General features: G+C 32.2%; 19 protein-coding genes and 1 pseudogene. 16 read left to right on the plus strand and 4 right to left on the minus strand.

Going from position 1 to position 21304, the window contains the following annotated elements; all coding sequences use genetic code 11:
- Positions 1–122 precede the first annotated feature (122 nt).
- From I6U48_RS07815 to I6U48_RS07835, 5 genes are all read left to right on the plus strand, one after another.
- Positions 123–359 (plus strand): DUF2164 domain-containing protein, encoded by a 237-nt coding sequence (locus tag I6U48_RS07815; RefSeq protein WP_218319855.1) that lies wholly within the window; start codon positions 123–125, stop codon positions 357–359.
- Positions 360–652: 293 nt separating this feature from the next.
- Positions 653–1108 carry an AraC family transcriptional regulator gene (locus tag I6U48_RS07820; protein WP_218319856.1) on the plus strand — a complete coding sequence of 152 codons (456 nt, stop codon included), beginning with the start codon at positions 653–655 and terminating at the stop codon, positions 1106–1108.
- Between the two features lie 286 nt (positions 1109–1394).
- Positions 1395–1895, plus strand: coding sequence for a PadR family transcriptional regulator (locus I6U48_RS07825; RefSeq protein WP_218319857.1), 501 nt, complete (start codon positions 1395–1397; stop codon positions 1893–1895).
- A gap of 29 nt (positions 1896–1924) precedes the next feature.
- The gene (locus I6U48_RS07830; protein ID WP_218319858.1) at positions 1925–2485 is read left to right on the plus strand and encodes a DUF2284 domain-containing protein; all 561 of its coding nucleotides are present in this window, start codon (positions 1925–1927) and stop codon (positions 2483–2485) included.
- Between the two features lie 85 nt (positions 2486–2570).
- On the plus strand, positions 2571–4412 hold the full coding sequence (locus I6U48_RS07835) for an ASKHA domain-containing protein (RefSeq protein ID WP_218319859.1): 1842 nt from the start codon (positions 2571–2573) through the stop codon (positions 4410–4412).
- A gap of 207 nt (positions 4413–4619) precedes the next feature.
- Here the strand turns inward: I6U48_RS07835 and I6U48_RS07840 are convergent, their stop codons facing one another.
- Positions 4620–4970, minus strand: coding sequence for a helix-turn-helix domain-containing protein (locus I6U48_RS07840; protein WP_376774537.1), 351 nt, complete (start codon positions 4968–4970; stop codon positions 4620–4622).
- A 261-nt stretch (positions 4971–5231) separates the two neighbouring features.
- Between I6U48_RS07840 and I6U48_RS07845 the strand changes: the two genes are divergently transcribed.
- Together I6U48_RS07845 and I6U48_RS07850 are read left to right on the plus strand one after the other, a co-directional pair.
- The gene (locus I6U48_RS07845) at positions 5232–5402 is read left to right on the plus strand and encodes a hypothetical protein (protein ID WP_218319861.1); all 171 of its coding nucleotides are present in this window, start codon (positions 5232–5234) and stop codon (positions 5400–5402) included.
- A 107-nt stretch (positions 5403–5509) separates the two neighbouring features.
- Positions 5510–7225: a methyl-accepting chemotaxis protein gene (locus I6U48_RS07850; RefSeq protein ID WP_218319862.1), complete on the plus strand. Its 1716-nt coding sequence runs from the start codon at positions 5510–5512 to the stop codon at positions 7223–7225.
- A 127-nt stretch (positions 7226–7352) separates the two neighbouring features.
- Here the strand turns inward: I6U48_RS07850 and I6U48_RS07855 are convergent, their stop codons facing one another.
- The gene (locus I6U48_RS07855) at positions 7353–8528 is read right to left on the minus strand and encodes a hypothetical protein (protein ID WP_218319863.1); all 1176 of its coding nucleotides are present in this window, start codon (positions 8526–8528) and stop codon (positions 7353–7355) included.
- A gap of 274 nt (positions 8529–8802) precedes the next feature.
- Here I6U48_RS07855 and I6U48_RS07860 point away from each other — a divergent pair, with 274 nt between their 5' ends.
- The 6 genes and pseudogenes from I6U48_RS07860 (at position 8803) to I6U48_RS07885 (ending at position 14188) form a co-directional block, all read left to right on the plus strand.
- Positions 8803–9348 carry a DUF6144 family protein gene (locus I6U48_RS07860; protein ID WP_218319864.1) on the plus strand — a complete coding sequence of 182 codons (546 nt, stop codon included), beginning with the start codon at positions 8803–8805 and terminating at the stop codon, positions 9346–9348.
- Positions 9349–9515: 167 nt separating this feature from the next.
- The gene (locus I6U48_RS07865) at positions 9516–10667 is read left to right on the plus strand and encodes an AI-2E family transporter (RefSeq protein WP_218319865.1); all 1152 of its coding nucleotides are present in this window, start codon (positions 9516–9518) and stop codon (positions 10665–10667) included.
- Positions 10668–10913: 246 nt separating this feature from the next.
- Positions 10914–11180 (plus strand): CD3324 family protein, encoded by a 267-nt coding sequence (locus tag I6U48_RS07870; RefSeq protein WP_218319866.1) that lies wholly within the window; start codon positions 10914–10916, stop codon positions 11178–11180.
- Between the two features lie 156 nt (positions 11181–11336).
- Positions 11337–12092 (plus strand): class I SAM-dependent methyltransferase, encoded by a 756-nt coding sequence (locus I6U48_RS07875; protein ID WP_218319867.1) that lies wholly within the window; start codon positions 11337–11339, stop codon positions 12090–12092.
- Positions 12093–12259: 167 nt separating this feature from the next.
- Complete coding sequence (locus tag I6U48_RS07880; protein WP_246615241.1) at positions 12260–12841, plus strand: TetR/AcrR family transcriptional regulator; 582 nt, start codon at positions 12260–12262, stop codon at positions 12839–12841.
- Positions 12842–12859: 18 nt separating this feature from the next.
- Positions 12860–14188 (plus strand): annotated as a pseudogene (locus tag I6U48_RS07885) (thiamine pyrophosphate-dependent enzyme).
- A gap of 12 nt (positions 14189–14200) precedes the next feature.
- Here I6U48_RS07885 and I6U48_RS07890 read toward each other — a convergent pair.
- Complete coding sequence (locus I6U48_RS07890; RefSeq protein ID WP_218319868.1) at positions 14201–14704, minus strand: epoxyqueuosine reductase; 504 nt, start codon at positions 14702–14704, stop codon at positions 14201–14203.
- A gap of 87 nt (positions 14705–14791) precedes the next feature.
- Here I6U48_RS07890 and I6U48_RS30460 point away from each other — a divergent pair, with 87 nt between their 5' ends.
- Positions 14792–15193: a LysR family transcriptional regulator substrate-binding protein gene (locus I6U48_RS30460; RefSeq protein WP_376774539.1), complete on the plus strand. Its 402-nt coding sequence runs from the start codon at positions 14792–14794 to the stop codon at positions 15191–15193.
- 39 nt (positions 15194–15232) lie between these two features.
- Here I6U48_RS30460 and I6U48_RS07900 read toward each other — a convergent pair whose 3' ends face one another.
- On the minus strand, positions 15233–15805 hold the full coding sequence (locus tag I6U48_RS07900) for a TetR/AcrR family transcriptional regulator (protein WP_246615243.1): 573 nt from the start codon (positions 15803–15805) through the stop codon (positions 15233–15235).
- Between the two features lie 243 nt (positions 15806–16048).
- Here I6U48_RS07900 and I6U48_RS07905 point away from each other — a divergent pair, with 243 nt between their 5' ends.
- Positions 16049–17152, plus strand: a complete 1104-nt coding sequence (locus I6U48_RS07905; protein WP_312890932.1) for an efflux RND transporter periplasmic adaptor subunit — start codon at positions 16049–16051, stop codon at positions 17150–17152.
- Entirely contained in the window at positions 17152–20241 is a 3090-nt protein-coding gene (locus I6U48_RS07910; protein WP_218319869.1) for an efflux RND transporter permease subunit, read from the plus strand. The genes I6U48_RS07905 and I6U48_RS07910 overlap by 1 nt, the downstream gene beginning before the upstream one ends.
- The last annotated feature ends 1063 nt before the right edge of the window (positions 20242–21304 follow it).

Below are 21304 nucleotides of genomic sequence, written 5' to 3' on the forward strand. Positions count from 1 at the left end.
CTCTTTTGTAATTGCTTTATAAGAAATATATACTTAATGATTAATATGTCAAGTTTATATTGACTTCTAATGCAGAAACATCTTAAAATGTAAAGAACGATAATTTTAAAGGGAGTTATATTATGAGGGATAAAAGCAAAATTAAGTTAACTAAAGAGAAGAAGGAAGAAATGATTTCTTTAATAAAAAATTATTTTTTAAATGAAAGAGAAGAAGAATTAGGTGATTTAGCTTCAAATCTAATGTTAAATTTTATAATAGAGGAGTTAGCGCCAGAATTCTATAATCAGGGGGTTTATGATTCTTATAAGTATATGAATGACAGAACTGAGGATTTGCTATCCATTCAAATATATTGATTTAGATAAATTTATATTTTTAGATGAAGAGGGAGATAAGCTTAAAGCGAAGGAGCAATTAACATTTAGAAGTCTTCCTAATGTTCAGGAAGGATTTGTTGCACTTATGGAAAACTAACTAGTTGATTTACATATAAGTGCAACAACCTCTTATGTTATTTAATTCATTACTTATTGTTTTCAGAATAAAATTTTGTGATTTAGTAATTTTAAAAAATAAGTTGAAATACATTTTAAAGCATTATATGATGAATTCAGGCATCGATGTACTCTATTAAAAAAGAAGGTTAGTTATGGATATTAATATTGAAATGATATCATCATATAAAATTGCTTATATACGAAAAACAGGCCCTTATGGTTCGGAAAATGTGCAAATAATGGAGCAATTAAAAAGTTGGGCCAGAGAAAAAAAAATACTTAATGAAAGTTCAATTATATTAGGAATAGTCCAAGATAATCCTCAGTTAACAGAACCTAAAGATTGTCGTTATGATACATGCTTGGTTGTTTCCAATGAATTTAAGGTTGATAACAAGTATATCAATTTTGGAAAAACTATGGGTGGAAAATATTGCGTATTTAAAATAAGGCATACGGTAGATGCTGTGCAAAAAGCATGGATGGAAATATTTCCGGAGTTATCAAGAATGAATTATGAATTTGATGATAGAAGACCTATTATTGAACGCTATGCAATGGAGATGATAAATAATCATTATTGTGAAATTTGTGTACCAATATTGTAAAAAAATATTAAAACGAATTCAAAAAGGTTACAAATAAATCTAAGGCAGCCTAAAAAGTCAGGTATAAGGATTGACAATTCTTGTACCTGTTTTTTTATTAAATATTATAAAGATTTTATAATATTTAATAAAATAGGCAGTTAAGTACACTGGATATTATGGAGTGTTTTTGTATAAGTACCAACTATTGACATGTTGTGATTTTTGAGTTAAAGTATATCTATAATTAATATATCAAGACGATATATTAATTATAAATATATAATTGACATTTATGGAGGAAATTATGTTGGAATATGTTATCGAAGGTCTGCTGATGCAGAATGACATGAGCGGGTATGATATTAAACAGAATATTGATAGCGTAAAATATTTTAATGCGAGCTATGGTAGCATTTATCCAACACTAAAAAAAATGGAGGCTGAAGGACTAATAATATCAAAAGAAATAGTTGAAGGTGGAAAGTATAAAAAAATATACAGTATTAACGACAAAGGTAAGAAAAGGTTTTCGGAATGGCTTCAGAAACCTGTTGATATAGTACGGTCGGATAACGAACACCTTGTTAAAATGTCTTTTTATAGCTATGTGCCAAAAGAAAAATTAAAAGATTTAATCTCTGAACTTATTATAAATGTAAGTGCAATGATTCGTAGATTAGAGGTTCTTAAGATGAGACTTGAAAAAAATATGGATGATTTTCAAACCTGGACAGTTGTGTTTGGAATTGACTATTATCGTTTTTTGAAGGAGTGGTATCAGAGGCTTCTAAAAGAACTTAATTAAGAATAAATTTAATTAATGGGGGGATTTTGATGTCAATTGATTTAAATGATTTAGTGAAAGATGCATTGGAACTAAATGCAAGTCATGCAGCTATAGCTGATACGTCAAAAATTAAGTTTCATGAAGAATTTAGAAAGGCGTGTGAGAAAAACGTTTGCCGCAAATATGATACAAATTGGATGGGACCACCTGCAATCGGTCCTATAGAAGTTTTGATGGAAAAAGCAAAAAAATATAAGCAGGGTCTTTTATTCCAAACCGTAATCCAATTGAAAAGTTCATTTGATTTAAAAGGCATGAATGAGGGGTACACTAAACATTGTGAAAACTTCAGAGTAATTCTTGACCATATAAAAACAAAATATGGTTTTAAGGATATGCTTCCTTTAAATGCAGGCTGCTGCAGTGTATGCTCGAAATGTGCTTATCTAGACAAGGAACCATGTCGTAATCCTGATAAAGCTTTTTCTTCCGTTGAAGCATATGGAATGGATGTTATGGCTCTTGAAAAAAACAGTGGAATTCCAATTTATAACGGTAAAAATACGGTATCTTATGTAGCACTCATTCTTTTTAATATAGATGAATAGAGTGGCTTTTTAAAATATACTAGTGATTCTAAGTTGGTTGACAAGCTTTTTTAAGCAAAAAACAGATACTCATGGAGGGATAACAATGAATAACTATACCATAACTTTTGAACCAGGAAATCGTAAAATAATTGTTCCTGAAGGAAGTTCAATTAAAGAAGCACTTACATCAGCTGGTTTAGATTTTGATTTTCCTTGCGGCGGTAGGGGAACCTGTGGAAAATGTCGTATTAAAGTTTTAGAGAAAAACTTAGACCCTACTGAAAAGGAATTAAAATATCTTGAGGAAAAGGAACTTCTAGAAGGTATACGCCTTGCTTGTCAAATAGAAATCCATGATAATATTACTTTGCAGCTCAATACAGAAAAAGAAAATACCCACAACATACTAAAGACTTCTACTGAAAGATCTTATAGTGTTGAACCTCTTATTCAAAAAGTTTATACAGCAGTAAAAGCTCCTACTCTAGAAGATCAATCATCTGATTTCAAACGTTTAAAAGAAAGTATTATGTTAAAATATCCTAATTGCAAGGCTGTTAAAATTAAAATCGATGCACTACAGGATTTGCCTTATAAAATTAGAGAGTCAGAGCAGTCTGTCACAGTAATTATTGATAAAAATGAAATTATAGGTGTTGAACAGGGGAATACTACGAATAAAATGCTAGGTATAGCTTTTGACATAGGTACGACTACTATTGTAGCATATCTGATGGATTTATATACTGGAAAGGAACTAGCGGTTTCATCCTCATTAAATCCGCAGGTTAAGTTTGGAGCAGATGTAATTTCTCGTACTTCCTATGCTAATCAAAATGAAGATGGTATAAAAACAATGCAGGATGCGCTTTTAAAGATAATGAATAAGCTTATTGATAATACTGTAGAAATATCTGGTCTATCAAGGAAGGATATTTATGCTATTACTGTAGTAGGAAATACCTGCATGCATCATCTATTTTTAGGTTTAACACCTCGTTATATTGCTGCTGCTCCTTATGTTCCTGTAATAAGTGAAACTATTGAGCTAGATGCCTTTAAACTTAATTTTAATATTAATAAGGCTGGTAAGGTTTTCGTCCTTCCAAATATTGCTGGCTTTGTAGGAGCAGATACAGTTGCAGTAGTTTTAGCAACTGAAATGGATAAAAGCAAAGATATAAAACTAGCCATTGATATCGGTACTAACGGAGAAATGGTTTTAGGTTCTTCTAAAAAGCTAGTTTCATGTTCTACTGCTGCTGGGCCAGCCTTTGAAGGAGCTCAAATTAGCAGTGGAATGCGTGGTGCTTCAGGAGCTATTGATCACATAAGATTTGGAGAGGCTCTTACATATACGGTAATTGATAATGAAAAGCCAAAAGGAATTTGCGGCTCTGGGTTATTAGATATTATTGCCTGCTTCGTTGAATTTGGAATAATCAATAAAAGAGGAAAAATATTGTCCCCTGATAAGTTTACTAATCCCGCAGCAAAAGCATATGAAAACCATATTATAAGTTATGATGGAGCAAATGCTTTTTTAGTAGTACCTGAATCTGAGACAAGTCATGGTAGGCCTATAATGATTACACAAGACGATGTAACATCCTTACAACTCGCAAAAGGGTCTATTGCTGCTGGTATAAAGATACTTATTGATAAATGTGGTGTGAATATAGATGATATAAATGAAGTACTTCTTGCTGGTGCTTTTGGTAATTATATGGATCCGCATAGCGCTTGTATGATAGGTTTAATACCTAAAGAGCTCGAAAGTAAAATAAGAATGGTAGGAAATGCTGCCGGCACAGGTGCAAAACTAGCTTTGGTATCACGTAGTGAATATGAGCATTCGAATACTATTGCGTCTTCAGTAAAATATGTAGAATTAGCAGCTGAGCAAAGTTTCAATAAAGCATTTGCAAAAGGATTACAATTTTAAAATATAGAAAAATTATACTTGTTTACTTCTGTTTTCAATAACGAAAATTGTTTAGATATGTAAAATAAAAGAAATTCAGTCCGAATTGAGTTTAAGTGAAGAAATACTGGCAGCTTACTATAGAATGTAGGAGCTGCCAGTTATTATTTTAATAAACTTATTTATCTAAAACAAATTGAGGATAAAAAGAGAAGATATTATTTCAGTTCATTTTTGACTAATATGTTTCTTATAAGTTTTTATGACATTAAGAATATAAAGTTGTTCATCTTCTGATAAATCCTTAGAAATCGAATAAATTTCAGATAATATTCTAGAACTTTTAAGCTCTTCAGAATTATTCATTTCCCCAGTACCATTAAGCAGCCATTCTTTATTAATTTCTAAAACGTTGCATAAAGCATTGATAATTAAAGGTTGGGGCATTTCAGTTTTATTATACTCTATATTAGTGATTACACCTCTAGATGTGCCAATTTTTTCTGCAAGCTCATCTTGAGTTAGTCCTTTAGACTTACGAGCAACTTTTAATCTTTCACCTAAATTCAATTTGAACACCACCTTCATCAGTATAGTAGCATAATTTTTTTGTATTGTAAATACAAAAAAAGTATTTTCAATACAAGCTTAAAGTATTTTGAATACATTGATTTAACTGAAATATCCCTATCGATTATTGTTAATTAAAAGACTATAGAGCAAGAAAAAAATTTGATTTGTTTGGGTATTGTGAATGAAATAATGTATTGACAATACAATAGACAAACGTTATTATGTAGTTACAATACAAAAAAATGTAAAACAAAGGGGGATGTTTTTATGAATAATGAAACTATTCTGAATGAGATTATGTTAAATGCAAGAGAAGTACCACTAGAGTGTCAAGAAAGAATTCTTGATATTCTAAAAGGAATGGCGTTCGCAAAAAAATGTTTGATTAAAAATTTATGTGTAGATAATGAGAAAAAAACTCATGAAAAAAATGTATAACTTTATAACAAGTTGGTGTATTAAGCTAAAGTTGAAGATAACAAGTATACTAATTTATATATGGTTATTTTAAAAAAATTGATGTTGAAATATATAGGGGGATATCTATGAACTGCTTTAGAAATATGAAGACAATACAAAAATTATTAATAGCATTTGTTTTAGTTTCACTATTTATCGTGATAGTTGGGTGTATTGGAATAGTAAATATGAAATCAATTAAAATTAATGCTGATTCAATGCATGATTATAATCTTGAGTCCATGAAACAATTAGCAACTATCAGACAAAATATAGGAGATATTCGTTTTGACGTACTAAAGGTTGATGCTCAAAGAAATTTAAACAATCAAAATGAAGAACTCGAAAAAGAAATTAATAAATTATATGATGAAAATACAAATATAATATCAAAGTATGAAAATTCAATATTATCAGATGAAGAAAAGCCAATATTTACAAAACTTAAAGATAATATGCAAACGTACAAGAGTACATATGAAGTAATTATAAAATTTGCTGGTGAAAATAATTATGAAGAAGCTGATGCTAACTATTCAAAACTAACTACTATAAGAACAGAGGTATATGATAACTTGAATGAATTAATTAAAATAAATACGAGGCAAGCAGACACTGCATATAAACAAAACAATTTAACTTATAGTAGTTCTCTTTATGAAATAGCAATAATAACCTTTTTAAGCCTGGTTGCTGCACTTGTTTTAGGAACTCTTATATCTCTCTGGATATCTAAACAAATAGGTAAGATTGGGAAATTTGCAGAAGCACTTGGAGATGGAGATTTGACGCAATCAATAAAAATTAATACTAAAGAAGAATTTGGAAAATTATCTAAAGCATTAAATCAAGCTAATAGCAATATAAAAAAATTAATAAGTGAACTGATGAACAGTGCAGATAATATGAGTACAACAAGTGAAGAACTATCAGCGACTGTTGAAGAAGTTTCAGCTAAAATGGAAGCAGTAAATGAATCAGTGGAACATATATCTAGAGGAGTACAGGATTTGAGCGCAACCACGGAGGAAGTGAATGCATCAACGGAGGAAATAAACTCAAATATAAATGAACTTACCAACGAAGCAAATGCTTCGAAAATATCTGCAAATGAAATAAAAAAGCGAGCATTTGATATAAAAATTAAAGCTTCAAAAAATATAAAAGAAGGCACAATAATATATGACAAGAGTCATTTAAACATTTTAAATGCAATTGAAGAAGCTAAAGTTGTAGAAGAAATTAAAATTATAGCTGAATCTATTGGTGATATATCGAAACAAACAAATTTATTAGCTTTGAATGCTGCGATAGAGGCAGCAAGAGCTGGGGAACAAGGGAAAGGATTTTCAGTAGTTGCAGATGAAGTAAGAAAGCTTGCAGAGCAATCTGCACAAGCAGTTGTAAACATTCAAAATATGGTTAGTCAAGTACAAGGAGCTGTTACTAAACTTTCACAAAGTGGACAAGACGTACTTAAGTTTATGGAGAATAATGTGAAACCAAACTATGAATTAATTCAGGATATTGGCATTCAATATGAAAAAGACTCGGAATTTATGAACAATATTACAGAAGATACTTCGACTTCTTGCAAACAAATAAACGAAGTTATTGAGCAAATAAGTACTGCAATTCAAAATGTATCTGCAACTGCTGAACAGTCAGCAGCAAGTTCAGAGGAAATATACAATAGTGTCAATGAAGTGACTTTTGCTATTAATGATGTTGCAAGATCTGCACAAAGTCAAGCTGAATTTGCACAAAAGTTAACCGATATGATACAAAAATTTAAGCTTTAAAGACAACAAAATTTTAAAAAAGATTTTATGTTTCCTTGTGCGTTAGGAACTTATTCAAAATGAGAGGTTGAGAACAACTCACTCAACCTCTTTAATATTTATACTAAGTCTTTGGAAACTAACAATGCTATTTATTATTTTCATAATTATAGTTACAATCACAATAGCATGAATTAAAATACAGAGGATGGACATATTTACCACAAGGATAGTATTCTCCCATAACTTTAGGTGGAACGATTTGACCCTCAGGCACATTCTTTGCCGTATAAGGGAATACCTGGGACACCTGATTGTTTCTGTAGAAAAGGGTAAGTGGAACTAAAGGCAGGTTACTAATATCAATCCAATTAAAACCATTTTCGGTTGTCACACAAGATGGACGTGATGCTCCAAAGCTTATAACAAGATTGACATAACCATTTTTATCTATAACTGTCTGAAAGTCACCAAGGGTATAAAGCCCAAATAATCCCACTCGTGTTATAAAAGACATACTCCAGTACCGCATGTTCTCATTGCCTAAGATTCCAATATTATGATAGGTGTCAGGGAATGTTGGAGCTTTCCAGCGAATAAATAACAACTTACCTGGGTCTCTTTTAATTTGATTTGAAAGTATATAGACCGTATTTAGGTCAGGTTGCAAAATTCTTGTTGCAATAACACCTATACGACTCCAAGTTAAATCGCAATTTTGGTCTACCATATCACAACAATACTGGAATGAAGTTTCTTTAGTAAAAACATCTGCTGGATTTATCAGATTCTTAGGCTGAGTGGTTTTGCAAACAGTTCCGGAAATGCTTGTATTTAAGCAATTCTTTTTTGCGGCACAGTAAGTGATTTTTGGAAGTCCTACACCACCTGTCTGATCATAGCCAATACTTGGAACATAAATTCGAAGTCCAATGAGCCCAAATCTATTGGGGGTGCCATCCTTTAAAGTTCCTGCATATAAGGTATTATTACCGGCCTCTGGAACAAAATGATCAGAGCCCTGTGGTGGGGCGGTAGACCGGATTTTTATAGTGTAATTACGATTATCTGCATTCCAATCAGCACCAGGCAAAAAAGGATTGGTGCTACCAGGGTCTGGAATTAACATTCGATCAGACGCTGTAGCTATAACAGTGTCAATTTGACCAGCTAAAGTAAAAGACATATATCTTGCATATGGGAATTGTCCCTTGATAACAATTTCAATATCGGGATTCACTTCATAGGGAAAAACATAATAGTTAGCATTGAAGTCTCCCAGCATTAATAAAGAATTACTGGGTTGTTGAATCCATTTCTGCATAAGAAACGCTCCTTAAAATAATATTTTTTGCTTTATAATATGCAGGTATTGATTGTTTGTGATTAAATAGAGGATGTAAAGCGCATCAGATATACATATGATGTAGAGGTTGCGAAACATGATATGCTAGGGCATTGAACATAGGAATCTAAAAACAATAATAATAAGTACAGATACTTCAAATAGAGCAAGAATTCAGAAGTGAAAAAACAGACTTTCTATTATAATAAGAACTATAACAAAGATATAGCTTAAGTTGAAAGGAGTCTGAAAAATGTTTGATATAAGAAAAATTCAGGAACAAGTAATTTATGGAGTTGTCAAAAGTGCGAGTAATGATAAAACAGCAAAAGAAATAGTATATGGAAAAGATGAACCTGCAAGAACAGAGGACAATCCTACATGGGTGAAGTCCACAATGAAGAGATTAGAAAACCATTTTGATAGTACTACTGTTAAGCAGATAAGAATGCACTGTCAGTGTGGATATGGAATGGATGAGAAATTAAAGCTGGTGAAAGAACTGGTAGAAGCATCTTCGAGTATGGAGGAACTTGGAAATTTATATAAGGCAAAAGCAGCAGGTTTATATTCAGAAAATGGAGAACTATATCTTCAATTTTCTTTTTGTCCATGTCCTATGCTTGAAGGCGTGGATAGATTAGAGACAAATACTTGGTGTCAATGCACGACAGGGTATAGCAAAGTTCTTTTTGAAAAAGCCTTTGGATGTAAAGTAGATGTGGAGTTATTAAAAAGTATAAAAATGGGTGATGAGAAGTGCCTTATGAAAATAATTCCACAGAGGAATATTTTTTAGATTGTATAATGAGCAGAAAGACGAACTTTTGAGGTTCGTCTAAAATTTTTTTTGTTAATGTATAAAAGTATTTGTAAAGAGAGAAAGTTAGTGCAGTCGTTTAGAAAGTTGGTTATAATATAAATAAATATAATTAGTCGAAGATTAAAAAGTGAGGAGATAGTATAGTGGAATTAGAAAAGAAAATTAGAGATAAAATTGCCATTTTAGTAGTTTTGGCATTTTTACTTTATATAGGATTTAGCTATTGGAATAATATTATAAAAATATTCATTGAAGGATATACTTTGCTTTTTCCGTTTATTTTAGGAGGATGTATAGCATTTATTCTTAATATTCCAGTTACATTTATATCGAAAAAACTATTAAACTGCAATGATAAAGGTATGGGGAAAATAGTAAAAAAATATAGTACAGGCATTAGTATAGTAGTTTCATTCTTTGTTATAATAGGAATTTTTGCTTTGATTTTCTCCATTATCATACCAAATATTATTGAAACTGCTGCAATGCTACCAAAGACCTTTGACAATTCAACAAAAGCATTTCAAAAATGGATAGATAGTAATACTAAATTATCTAGTAATATTGTTAACTTGGTCAACAACATGGGTATAGATTGGGATAACATTTTCAATAAGGTGAAGTCAATTGTTTTTAATGGTTTAGGCTCAATGTTACTATCAACAGTAGAAGCAGCAACCACTTTTGCGAGTGCTACTGTAGAATTTATATTGGGAGTTATATTTTCTATATATATATTGGCACAAAAGAAGATATTAGGTATTCAGTTTAAAAAGGTATTATACGCTTTTATGAAAAAAGAAAAAGTGGATTCAATTTTAAGAGTATTAAAACTTACCAATCTGACATTTTCAAATTTTATTACAGGACAATGCATTGTATCTGCAATTTTAGGAATGATGTTTTTTATCATAATGATAATATTAAAATTGCCATATGCTCTGATGATTAGTGTACTAATTGGTTTCTTGTCAATTATTCCTGTATTAGGTTCAGCTATTGGATGCGCTTTAGGTATATTATTAATTGTAATGGTCAATCCCGTAAAAGCAGGTGTTTTTATATTAGTCTTTTTAGTAATTAAGCAGATAGAAGACAACTTGGTCTATCCCAAAATTGTAGGAGATTCTGTAGGTCTTCCGTCCATTTGGGTACTAGTTGCAATTACTTTAGGCGGTAAAACCCTTGGGGTAGCAGGGATGATTATATTCATTCCATTGTTTTCAGTAGCTTATGTTTTGCTTCGTAAAGAGGTTTATATAAGGTTAAAGGAAAAAGGCTTAGAAATAGAATAGAGATATTTTTGATGTTTTATAATACTGGGAGGTGGAAAAATGTTAATGATCCGTTTGAATCTAGCGTATTTTGGAGGTAATTTCATAACAAATACAAAACTCTATGCAGAATCAGTCTTATAGACAATGGCGATAGCTGTATAGAGATAATTTAAATCGCCATAATCATTCTAATTTTGAAGTGTTAATAAGTCTGATTTTGCAGCCTGAGCTATTTTGTAATTAGTGATGAAGGAGCGAATTAGAATGAAGTATATAAATGCCATAGAGGTATTACCTCAAGGTTTACTTAACGAGATTCAAAAATATATTTCTGGTGAACTGGTATACATTCCTCAGCTAGAGGGTATAAAAAATAATTGGGGAAGCAAAACTGGTGCAAGAGAGAAAATTGCAAACAGAAATAAACAAATTAGACTTGAAAAAGAAAATGGAAAAACTATTGATGAACTTATGTTTAAATACAATCTTTCCTATGATTCAATTAAAAAAATCGTATATGTAAAAAAGTAGTTATTTATAAACCCCTATAGCTTAAGAACTATAGGGGTTTTGTGCATAAAATAACTATAGTAATCATTTATCTTTTACGATGAGGATAAATTGTTTATTATAATTATGGGATCACTAAGACAATTAATATTTTATAGTGAAAGAAGGGTGGTTTATATGAACAAAAAATATACAGAAATAAATTCTAAGATTATTAGTGAATGGGTTGAAAAAGGCTGGAAATGGGGGCAACCTATTAGTCATGAAGTTTTTGAAAAAGCCAGAAACAATGATTGGTTTGTGTTATTAACACCTACTAAGCCAGTTCCCAAAAAATGGTTTGGTAAAATTAAAAATATTGAAATTCTAGGACTAGCTTCTGGTGGTGGTCAGCAAATGCCTATATTTACTGCGCTAGGTGCAAAGTGTACAGTACTAGATTATTCAGAAAAGCAATTGTTAAGTGAAAAAGAGGTAGCTACAAGGGAAAATTATGAAATTAAAACAATTAGAGCAGATATGACAAAGACTTTGCCTTTTGAGGATGAAGTCTTTGATTTGATATTCCATCCAGTTTCTAATTGTTATATTGAGGATGTTATTCCTGTTTGGAAGGAATGTTATAGAGTGCTCAAAAAAGGAGGAGTTTTACTTTCAGGATTGGATAATGGTATTAATTTTACTATTGATGATAAAGAAAGAGAAATAATTTATAAACTGCCATTTAATCCGTTAAAGGACAAAGAATTATATGAGACTTCAATAAAAAATGATTGGGGAATTCAATTTTCGCATACTATTGAAGAACAAATTGGAGGACAATTACAATCAGGATTTTTACTCACAGATATATATCAAGACACAAATGGTGAAGGCAGACTCCATGAGTTGAATATTCCTTGTTTCTATGCAACAAGAGCAATTAAAAAATGATGGATTTAAATATAATTATGAAGAAAACAGTAGATTTGTCTGGCTTAAGTTACCGGAGGGCTGGGCTAATATAGATATGGAGAGGATTGCATAAAAGAAAGACATTGACAAATTATATATAGGTTTAAAATTTATGCAAGTAATTACTTGCATAAATGGAGGAAAAGATGATAGATGACACACAATGGAAAATTATGAATGCTGCAATTGAGCTTATTAAGAAAAAGGGGTATTCTGCAACAACTACAAAAGATATTGCTAATTTAGCAAAGGTAAATGAGTGTACTATTTTTAGGAAGTTTAAGAGCAAGAAGGATATTGTACTTTGTGCGTTGAATGAGAAAAAGTGGGAACCTCATATTTCTTTTGATACTTTTGAACAATGTGTTTGGGAATTGAAACCTGATTTAAAGATGTTCGCTAGTAAATACTTAGAAAATGTAACATCAGAACTTGTAAAACTTTCAATTGGACTTAGAGCACCACAGATTTATGAGGATATTGCTCCTAAGATTATGGAGATACCAGAAATATTTAAAAAATCGCTACAGAAGTACTTTGAGAAGATGTATGAAAAAAATAAAATTGCAGATACAAATTTTGAATGTTTAGCCTTAATGTTTTTATCAATGAATTTTGGTTTTATATTTTTAAAAGCTTCTTTTGAAAATAAGCTAACAAGCATTGAAAAACAGGAATATATAGATAAGAGTGTAGATATTTTTGTAAGTGGAATTGAAAAGATATAGGAGCTATAAAGTTAAGAAATAGTAGATAAGATTTTTGCTTATCCAGGGGGAATGGCAATTGATTTATTTGATGCTCTTTATGATTCAGGTATTGAAGTTATTTTGCCAAGGCATGAGCAAGCATTGATTCATGCAGCTGATGGCTATGCACGTTCTACCGGTAAAGTAGGCGTATGTCTTGTGTCAAGGGTCCTGGGGCAACAAATCTTGTTACAGGAATTACTACTGCTAATTATGATAGTGTTCCGTTAGTTTGTTTTACAGGACAAGTACCAACAAACTTAATTGGAAAACACGCATTTCAAGAGGTAGACATTGTAGGTATCAGTAAAAACATTTCTAAATATGCAGTAATAGTACGTGACAGAAAAAATTTGTGGAAAACCATTAAAGAAGCGTTTTATATTGCAAGGACCGGAAGACCAGGACCAGTTATTGTAGATCTTCCAAAGGATATTCAACAGGAATAATGATAGAATAACAGGAAAGGTTAGTGAATTTGCAAAGGGTGCTGTTATTATTCATATTGATATTGATTCAATATCAAAAAACATTGAGGCTCAAATACCTATTGTGGCAGATGCAAAGAAAGCAATTGATATTATGCTTAAGAAAGTGGTATCTCCAGATATAGATTCATGGGTAAAAGAAATAGAGGAATGGAAAAAATCTTATCCAATAAATATGAACCAATATCAAGGAATGACAGCAGAAATAATCATAAAGAAAATTAATGAAATGTTTAAAAATTCAGTAGTTGTCACTGATGTTGGACAAAATCAGCTTTGGGCAACACAGTATCTGGAATTAGATGAGAACAGGAAGATTATCACATCTGGCGGATTTGGAACCATGGGATATGGTTTGCCAGCAGCTATAGGTGCAAAGCTTGGCAATCCAGATAAAGATGTTATTTGTATTTCAGGAGATGGCGGTATGCAAATGAATATTCAGGAAATGGCTACAGCTGTTGCATTAGAGCTTCCATTAATTTTATGCATATTTAATAATTCCTGCCTGGGAAATGTACGTCAATGGCGGGAAATGTTTTATAAAAAAAGATATTCTAGTACGTGTTTAAGATATAGAAAGAGTTGTGAGAGGAATTGTAAAAATACCGATATTGGATGTCCAGAATATAATCCTGATTTTTTAAAACTTGCGCAAAGTTATGATGTAAAAGGTATCAGAGTTAATGAAATAGAAGATATTATAAAAGCATTTGAAGAGGCAAAAGCTAATAAGAAAGGGCCTACACTTATAGAGTTTATAATTGAAAAAGAGGCAAATGTTTTACCAATTATACCTGGTGGTAATGGGTTAAATGAAATGATTATGGAGTTTTAAGTGAGGTTTAGGTTATGAAGAAAAAATTGATATGTTTATATATTGTGATTCAAGATTTGTTAATATTGTGCCTATGATTAATCTGTTCCCGTAATTCTTATTAATAAGCAAAGTATTTTTTCCCAAGGTTCCAATGCCGGCGTTAACAGCTGCATGCTTCATAGCAATCAGGCCTCGTCCCTCCATTTTTTTACTGTCCCAATATTCATAGGGGCCGTCACATGGCATTGGAACTGCTATTTCATCATGTAAATCTTCGATTATTTTTGAGATCATCAATACAATCTTGTCGACTTTTTGGCAAGTCTTATAATTAAAATGTCCATATATCAAATCTGGTTTAATTTCAAGCAGGCCTTTTGGTAAAGCCATGCCAATTACTATTATGGATTTACAATTACCATAGATATCACAAGGATGAAATCCTTTTGGTGCTTGATCAAATCTTAAGGTGCTTGTAAAACCACAAACATCAGCGCCTAAACCTAAAGCTTTTTTTCTTATATCCTCTTTCATTATATCCCCCTCTATTTTAAGTTCTAATAGTAAATTGCTTTTATATTAGATATACCAATTAGTACAAATTCCACAGTTACTGCATTTATTAAAGATGAACCTGTCTGTATTTTAGCAACAAAGGAAAATTGGCTTACTGCAAAAACAGATGTAACAATATATGATTTTAAAGACGTTCCCATAATTCTAACACAGAAAGATTGCTGCTATCGTAAACGCTTCGAAAATTCACTAATAGATGCCTCGATAGTTCCTAAAGTCATCTTAGAGACCAGTAGTATTCAGGTCATTAAGGAAACTGCATTAAGTGACCTAGGTGTATGCTTACTTCCTAAGTTTACTGTACAAAAAGAATTAGATAATCATTCTATAGAGAGAATTTCTTATTCAACAAACTATAATATTTCTGCTCAACTTATTTACCATAAAGATAAGTGGATATCTCCACATCTTTTGGGTTTTATTTCTACTGTCCAAAATTGCTACTAGATGAAAGATGAACCTAAAAAATGAAGTATTTTTGTTATATCAAAAATCAGCAGTATTTTTGATATCAGATAAAATACCCTGAGTCAGCATTCTCCATATCATGATAAATAATTCATCGATGGTAAGATCGTCGTGCTCATACCAATGAAGCATTGAAGACAGTACTGCAGAAAAGCAGAAATCAAAGATATAGCCATCATGACTGTTGTCTTGTTGAAGACCCCACGCCTTAAACGCCACAGGAAAAATTGTTCGTTTTAGTTTTCTTAAAAATTGGGGATCGCCATTTTCACCTAGCAATATTTTAAGATATTCTCTTTTCGTATAAAAAAATAATTGAGTTGGTTCCGGTTTCATGCCCTTGACCAGATTCGGAAACAGTACTTTACTTGTATTTTCTTGAATATAGGACAACAGTATTTCTTCTTCCTGTTCCAGAATATCTCTAATATTTGTGAAATACACATAAAACGTGCTTCGATTATATCCGGCTATATCGGATATCTCTTTTACAGTGATCTGGTCGAGTCTTTTCTTTTTAAAGAGTTTCCAGAATGCCTGCACAATATTTTTCTTTGTCTGTTCAGTTACTTTCGGCTGTTTGTTCATCATGTATTTTCTATCCTTTCCATTTTCCAACATTTGGTTCATGTGTGTTGGTTGATGTATAAATTTAACCAATATATAATTATAATATACAACACGTTGTTGGATTATTCAAGGAAAGGATGTAAATGATATTTTAATTTAGTGAGTGGACAAGAAAAGTTTTTAAAACATTTAATAAATAGGGAGGGGATTAAAATAAAACTTAAAGAGAAAAAAAGAATTCTGATAGTACTGGGTATATTGGTTGTGTGTATCTTGATTTTAAAGAATATTACAAATAGAGGGAAAATACATGATTCAGCCGTCTCAAGTCTAATTTCAAAAATAGAGAAACTCAATTCAAAGCAAGAAAATGCAGTTTTGCAGCCGCCTGTTGTAAAAACACTCAAAATATCTGCTTCAAATAAAGATTCGCAGTATGTGTATGCTGGAGTAGTACAACCTCGATATAAAAGCCAATTGGCATTTCAAGTGGGTGGAAAGATTGTAAAGAAAAATGTGGAGGTAGGAGATAAGGTAGAACAAGGAACAGTTCTGATGGAACTGGATTCTAGAGATATAGAACAAATAGTAAAAAATAATGAGGCGTTGGTTTCATCAGCGGAATCTAAATACAAATTGGCAGAAGATAATTTAAAGCGCTATGAACAACTTTATAAGAATGGATTCATATCTCAAGCGGAACATGATAATTATGTTAACTCGGATAGTACTGCGAAGGATGCTTTAGAACAGGCAAATGCACAATATACTCAAAGCATGAATCAATTGAGTTATTGTAAATTGCAAGCGGATAAATCAGGAGTAGTCGAAAGTGTTGATGCTGAAGAAAGTCAGGTTGTTGCAGCTGGACAGAAGCTTGTTACCCTTGTACAGAATAGTGAATTAGAAGTGGAAATCAATGTTCCTGAAAACAGAATCGACCAATTAAAAAGTGCCAAAGAAATCAATGTGAAACTTTGGGCTTTACCAGATGTAAAAGAGAAGGGTACTCTAAGGGAAGTTTCTCCTGTAGCCAATGATGCATCCCGTACTTACAAAGTTAGAATAAGTCTTATTGATCCGACTTCCAGTATTAAAATTGGAATGTCTTCGAACGTTTCTATTAGTGATAATAATTCTTACGGAAAAATGTGGATACCACTTGCTGCTGTCTATCAAAAGGATTCATCTCCTTCAGTTTGGATTGTTAAAGAAGATAAAGTAGCCTTAAAAAACATTACCGTAGAGGATTTGAGCAGCGATCAGGTTACAGTAACTTCTGGCTTAAGCGAAGGAGATGTGGTGGTAACAGCTGGTGTAACCAAATTGCGTGAAGGTCAGAAAGTAAGAATAGGAAGTGATAAATAGTGAAGCGTTTCAATTTGACAAAATGGTGCCTTAATAGAAAACAACTTATTTATTTTTTAGCCTTTATAATAGTTGCAGCAGGGATTTTTGTATATCCTAAGCTTGGAAGAAATGAGGATCCTGAGTTTACCATACGGGAAATGTACATTACAGTCGCTTGGCCAGGTGCAACTGCAAGTCAGGTTGAACAGCAACTTACCGATAAAATAGAAAAGAAGCTTCAGGATATTCCTAGTAAAGATTACATAAAAAGCTATTCGATGCCTGGAAAAGCGGTTATTTTTATTGATTTAAAAGATGAAGTACCTACTGATAAAATTAGGGACACCTGGGTTGAGGTACGGAATGAAATTAATGATATGAAAGGTTCTTTGCCATCGAATATAGTAGGCCCCAATTTTAATGACCGATACGATGATGTGTACGGATGTATTTATGCATTGACATCTGATGGATATACTTATGAAGAAATGAGAGAAAAAGCGGAAAATATTCGAAGAACCTTGCTGGATGTGAAGGACGTTAAGAAGGTGGAGTTGATTGGTGTTCAGACGGAAAAAATATTCATTCAGGTAGAAAATACTAAAATGGCACAGCTTGGTATTACTCCGAATATCATTGCCAGCACTCTTCAGGCACAGAATTCTGTTATACCAGCAGGGATGATTCAGACTTCCACAGACAATGTATATCTTCGAGTGAGTGGAATGTTCGATGACGTAAACAAAATTTCTAATTTGCCCATTAAAGCGGGCGGCCAGACTTTTCGCCTAGGAGACATTGCGAGCATTACACGAAGTTACTCTGACCCACCTGATCCTAAAATGTTTTATAATGGAAAGCAGGCAATAGGAATTGCAATTTCCATGGAGCAGGGTGGCAATGTTCTAAGCTTAGGTAAAAATTTAGATAAAACACTACTTCAAATTAAAAAGGATTTACCTCTTGGTTTGAGTATAGATCAGGTGGCAAATCAGCCCGAAGCTGTCACAGAATCCATTAATGATTTCTTAGAAACCTTTGTCCTGGCACTGGCTATTGTAATGATCGTGAGTTTTGTAAGTCTGGGACTCAGAACTGGATTAGTTGTGGCCATATCTATACCTCTAGTAATTGCAGGGGTGTTTGTAGCAATGTACTTTTCAGGGATTCCGCTGCATAAAGTTTCACTGGGAGCTTTAATAATTGCCCTTGGTTTGCTGGTTGATGATGCAATTATAGCCATTGAAATGATGTCAGTTAAGCTGGAGGAGGGATGGGATAGGTTTAAAGCCGGTTGTTTTGCTTTTACCTCAACGGCTTTTCCAATGCTCACCGGAACTTTGATTACCTGTGCTGCGTTTACTCCTGTAGGTTTTTCAAAAGGAAGTGCATCTGAATATACAGGAAGTGTATTCAGCGTGGTTACTATGGCCTTGCTTTTCTCATGGATTATCTCAGTATGCTTTGTTCCAGTATTGGGCTTTGATTTAATCAAAATTAAAGATAGCAAAAAGAAAAATGATGATGTATATGATACCAAATTTTATAATATATTTAGAAAAATTTTGAACTGGTGCTTAAATCATCGCAAATTTGTGATTGTGGTAACAATAATATCCTTTTGCTTCTCTGGTTACACACTGTCTCATTCTGTTCCTAAAGAATTTTTCCCATCTGCAACACGACCTGAACTTTTAGTTGATATGACTTTGCCTCAAGGTTCTTCTATTACGGCAACGCAAGAGGCTGCCAATCGCTTATCGGAGTCTTTAAAAAAAGATAAAGATATTGTCAATTACTCTTATTATGTTGGAATGGGTTCTCCACGGTTCGTATTATCCATGGAGCCTGTGTCACAGAATACCAATGTTGCACAGTTTGTCATATTGACGAAGAATGTTGCTGCAAGAGAACGTGTAAGCAAGAGCGTCCAGAAATTGTTTGATACTAGCTTTGAAAATATTCAAAGCCACATTAAGACCATTCAGAATGGTCCACCTAGTAACTATCCGGTTATGATCCGTGTTACAGGCTACGATAGTGATAAAGTACGTCAAATTGCAGAAAAGGTACGTGATACTATGGCTGCTAATCCTAAATTGTACAATATAAATTTCGACTGGTTTGAAAAAACAAAAGTTATGTCTGTTAAAGTGGATCAGGATAAAGCCAGAATGCTTGGTATAGATAGCCAGCAGATTTCCGCAGCCCTGCAGGGACAACTATCAGGAAGCACATTATCACAATTCAGACAAAATGATAAAACTGTAGATATTGTACTGAAAATGGACTCGGCTAACAGCCGCGATCTGGGTTATGTGAAGAATTTAAATATCACATTACCTAGTGGAGGTTCTGTTCCTTTAGACCAAGTCGCTCAAATAAGTTATAACGCTGAAGATGGTTTGATAGGAAGAAGGGATTTAAAACCGACTATAACGGTTCAGGCCGAAGTACTGCCGGGGACAACCGGAAATGATGCTGCTACGAATATATATAACCAACTTGAATCCTTTAGAAACAAGCTTCCTTTCGGATATAGTATAGACATTGGCGGCGCCCTTGAAAGAAGTCAGAAAGGATTAGCTCAGGTTAGAATGGTAGTTCCCTTTATGATAACTTTAATCATCGTACTGTTGATGTTTCAGCTTCAAAATGTACCTAAAATGATAATGACATTACTTACCGCACCACTTGGAATAATCGGAGTTACATTAGCTTTAGTCGTATTTAAAAGTCAGATGGGTTTTGTTGTGGTACTGGGTATTTTAGCGCTAATGGGAATTATCATAAGAAATACTGTTATTTTGGTCGATCAAATTGGAAAACATATTAAGAAAGGGGAGTCCATACGTGATGCTATTATCAATTCGACTATTTTGAGGTTTAGACCCATTATGTTAACGGCTGTAGCCGCAATCATGGGGATGATACCATTAATTACAAATTCTTTTTGGGGGCCGATGGCAGCGGCAATGAGTGGTGGTATATTGATTGCAACTATATTGACTTTGCTGGTACTTCCGGTTATTTATGCCATCTGGTATAAAGCAGATAAAGAACTTGGAAATCAAGTAATTTTAGATAATCAAGAAGAATATGAATAGGTAGAGCGAATATGTCTGCGTCAAGATGCTTGTTAATATAATCTTAATATTTAAAATATAAAAACTATATTGACAAGTTTGATGCAGGACATTATAATAGTATCAAGATAACTAATTAGTTACTAAAAAATATTAACCAAAACATACTTTTAGTTTTACAGGTGAGTATTTTAAAGCTAAAAGTAAATATCGAAGAAAAGGGGTGAGTCCACCAAAACAGTAGGTTAACCAAAATGTGTGATTAAGTTAATTTTTAAGTCAAAGTCTCAAGTTAAATCTATTTTTAAAAAGTTCTAACTCAGTAATTTTAGTTTTAGTCTAGATTAAACTTATGTGTATTTTGTTTATTTAAAGATTCAATAATTAAGTATTTTTCTAGGTCAAGAAGTTTTTAGGTTAGAAAGAGAATAAAATAGTCAGTAAGTTTTAAATTCAAATCAATTAAGAATTAAGTGTAAATTTATAAAAAGAATTTTTCTTACTATAGTGAGGATTGAGTTACAAAGTTAATTAGTCAAATTAAATTTAAAGATTTATGTGTCACATTTAGGAAATTGTTTAAGGTGAATAGTATTTGAAAAACAGGTTCATAAAAGTATAGAAACCAGAGTACCTAATTTAATATCATGGGTAGTCTGGTTTCTGTTTTGTTATTGATAACTATCATTTTTAATAGCAGTCGATTAATCCGCTTATGTAAAATCTTTTCTAGGTATTTTCAATTTTGCATTTTTTCTATTTATTTCAAGGTTAGTTCGCCTTTTAAATCAATAAACATACAAATGAAGCCTTTTTCAGCAGCTCTTCCTGTCCTACTAATTCAATGTATATGAAGTTTCAGAAAAACAAAGGATCTGACGTTTTTTTATAGACACCCACGGCCGACATTTAACTTATGCTCCGGAAATGGCATTTACAGATTTGACCTTACATATTATAATTATCTTGGGAAATATATACTAATAGGGATAAATAGTAGTTTATTAATGATGTTGCAAACAACATTTATAGTTTTTAGTATAGTATAATATACATACAAAGTTAAATGATAAGGAAGATAATA

Origin of the sequence: Clostridium thailandense (genome assembly GCF_019207025.1) — a bacterium.
Lineage (GTDB): Bacteria > Bacillota > Clostridia > Clostridiales > Clostridiaceae > Clostridium_AM > Clostridium_AM thailandense.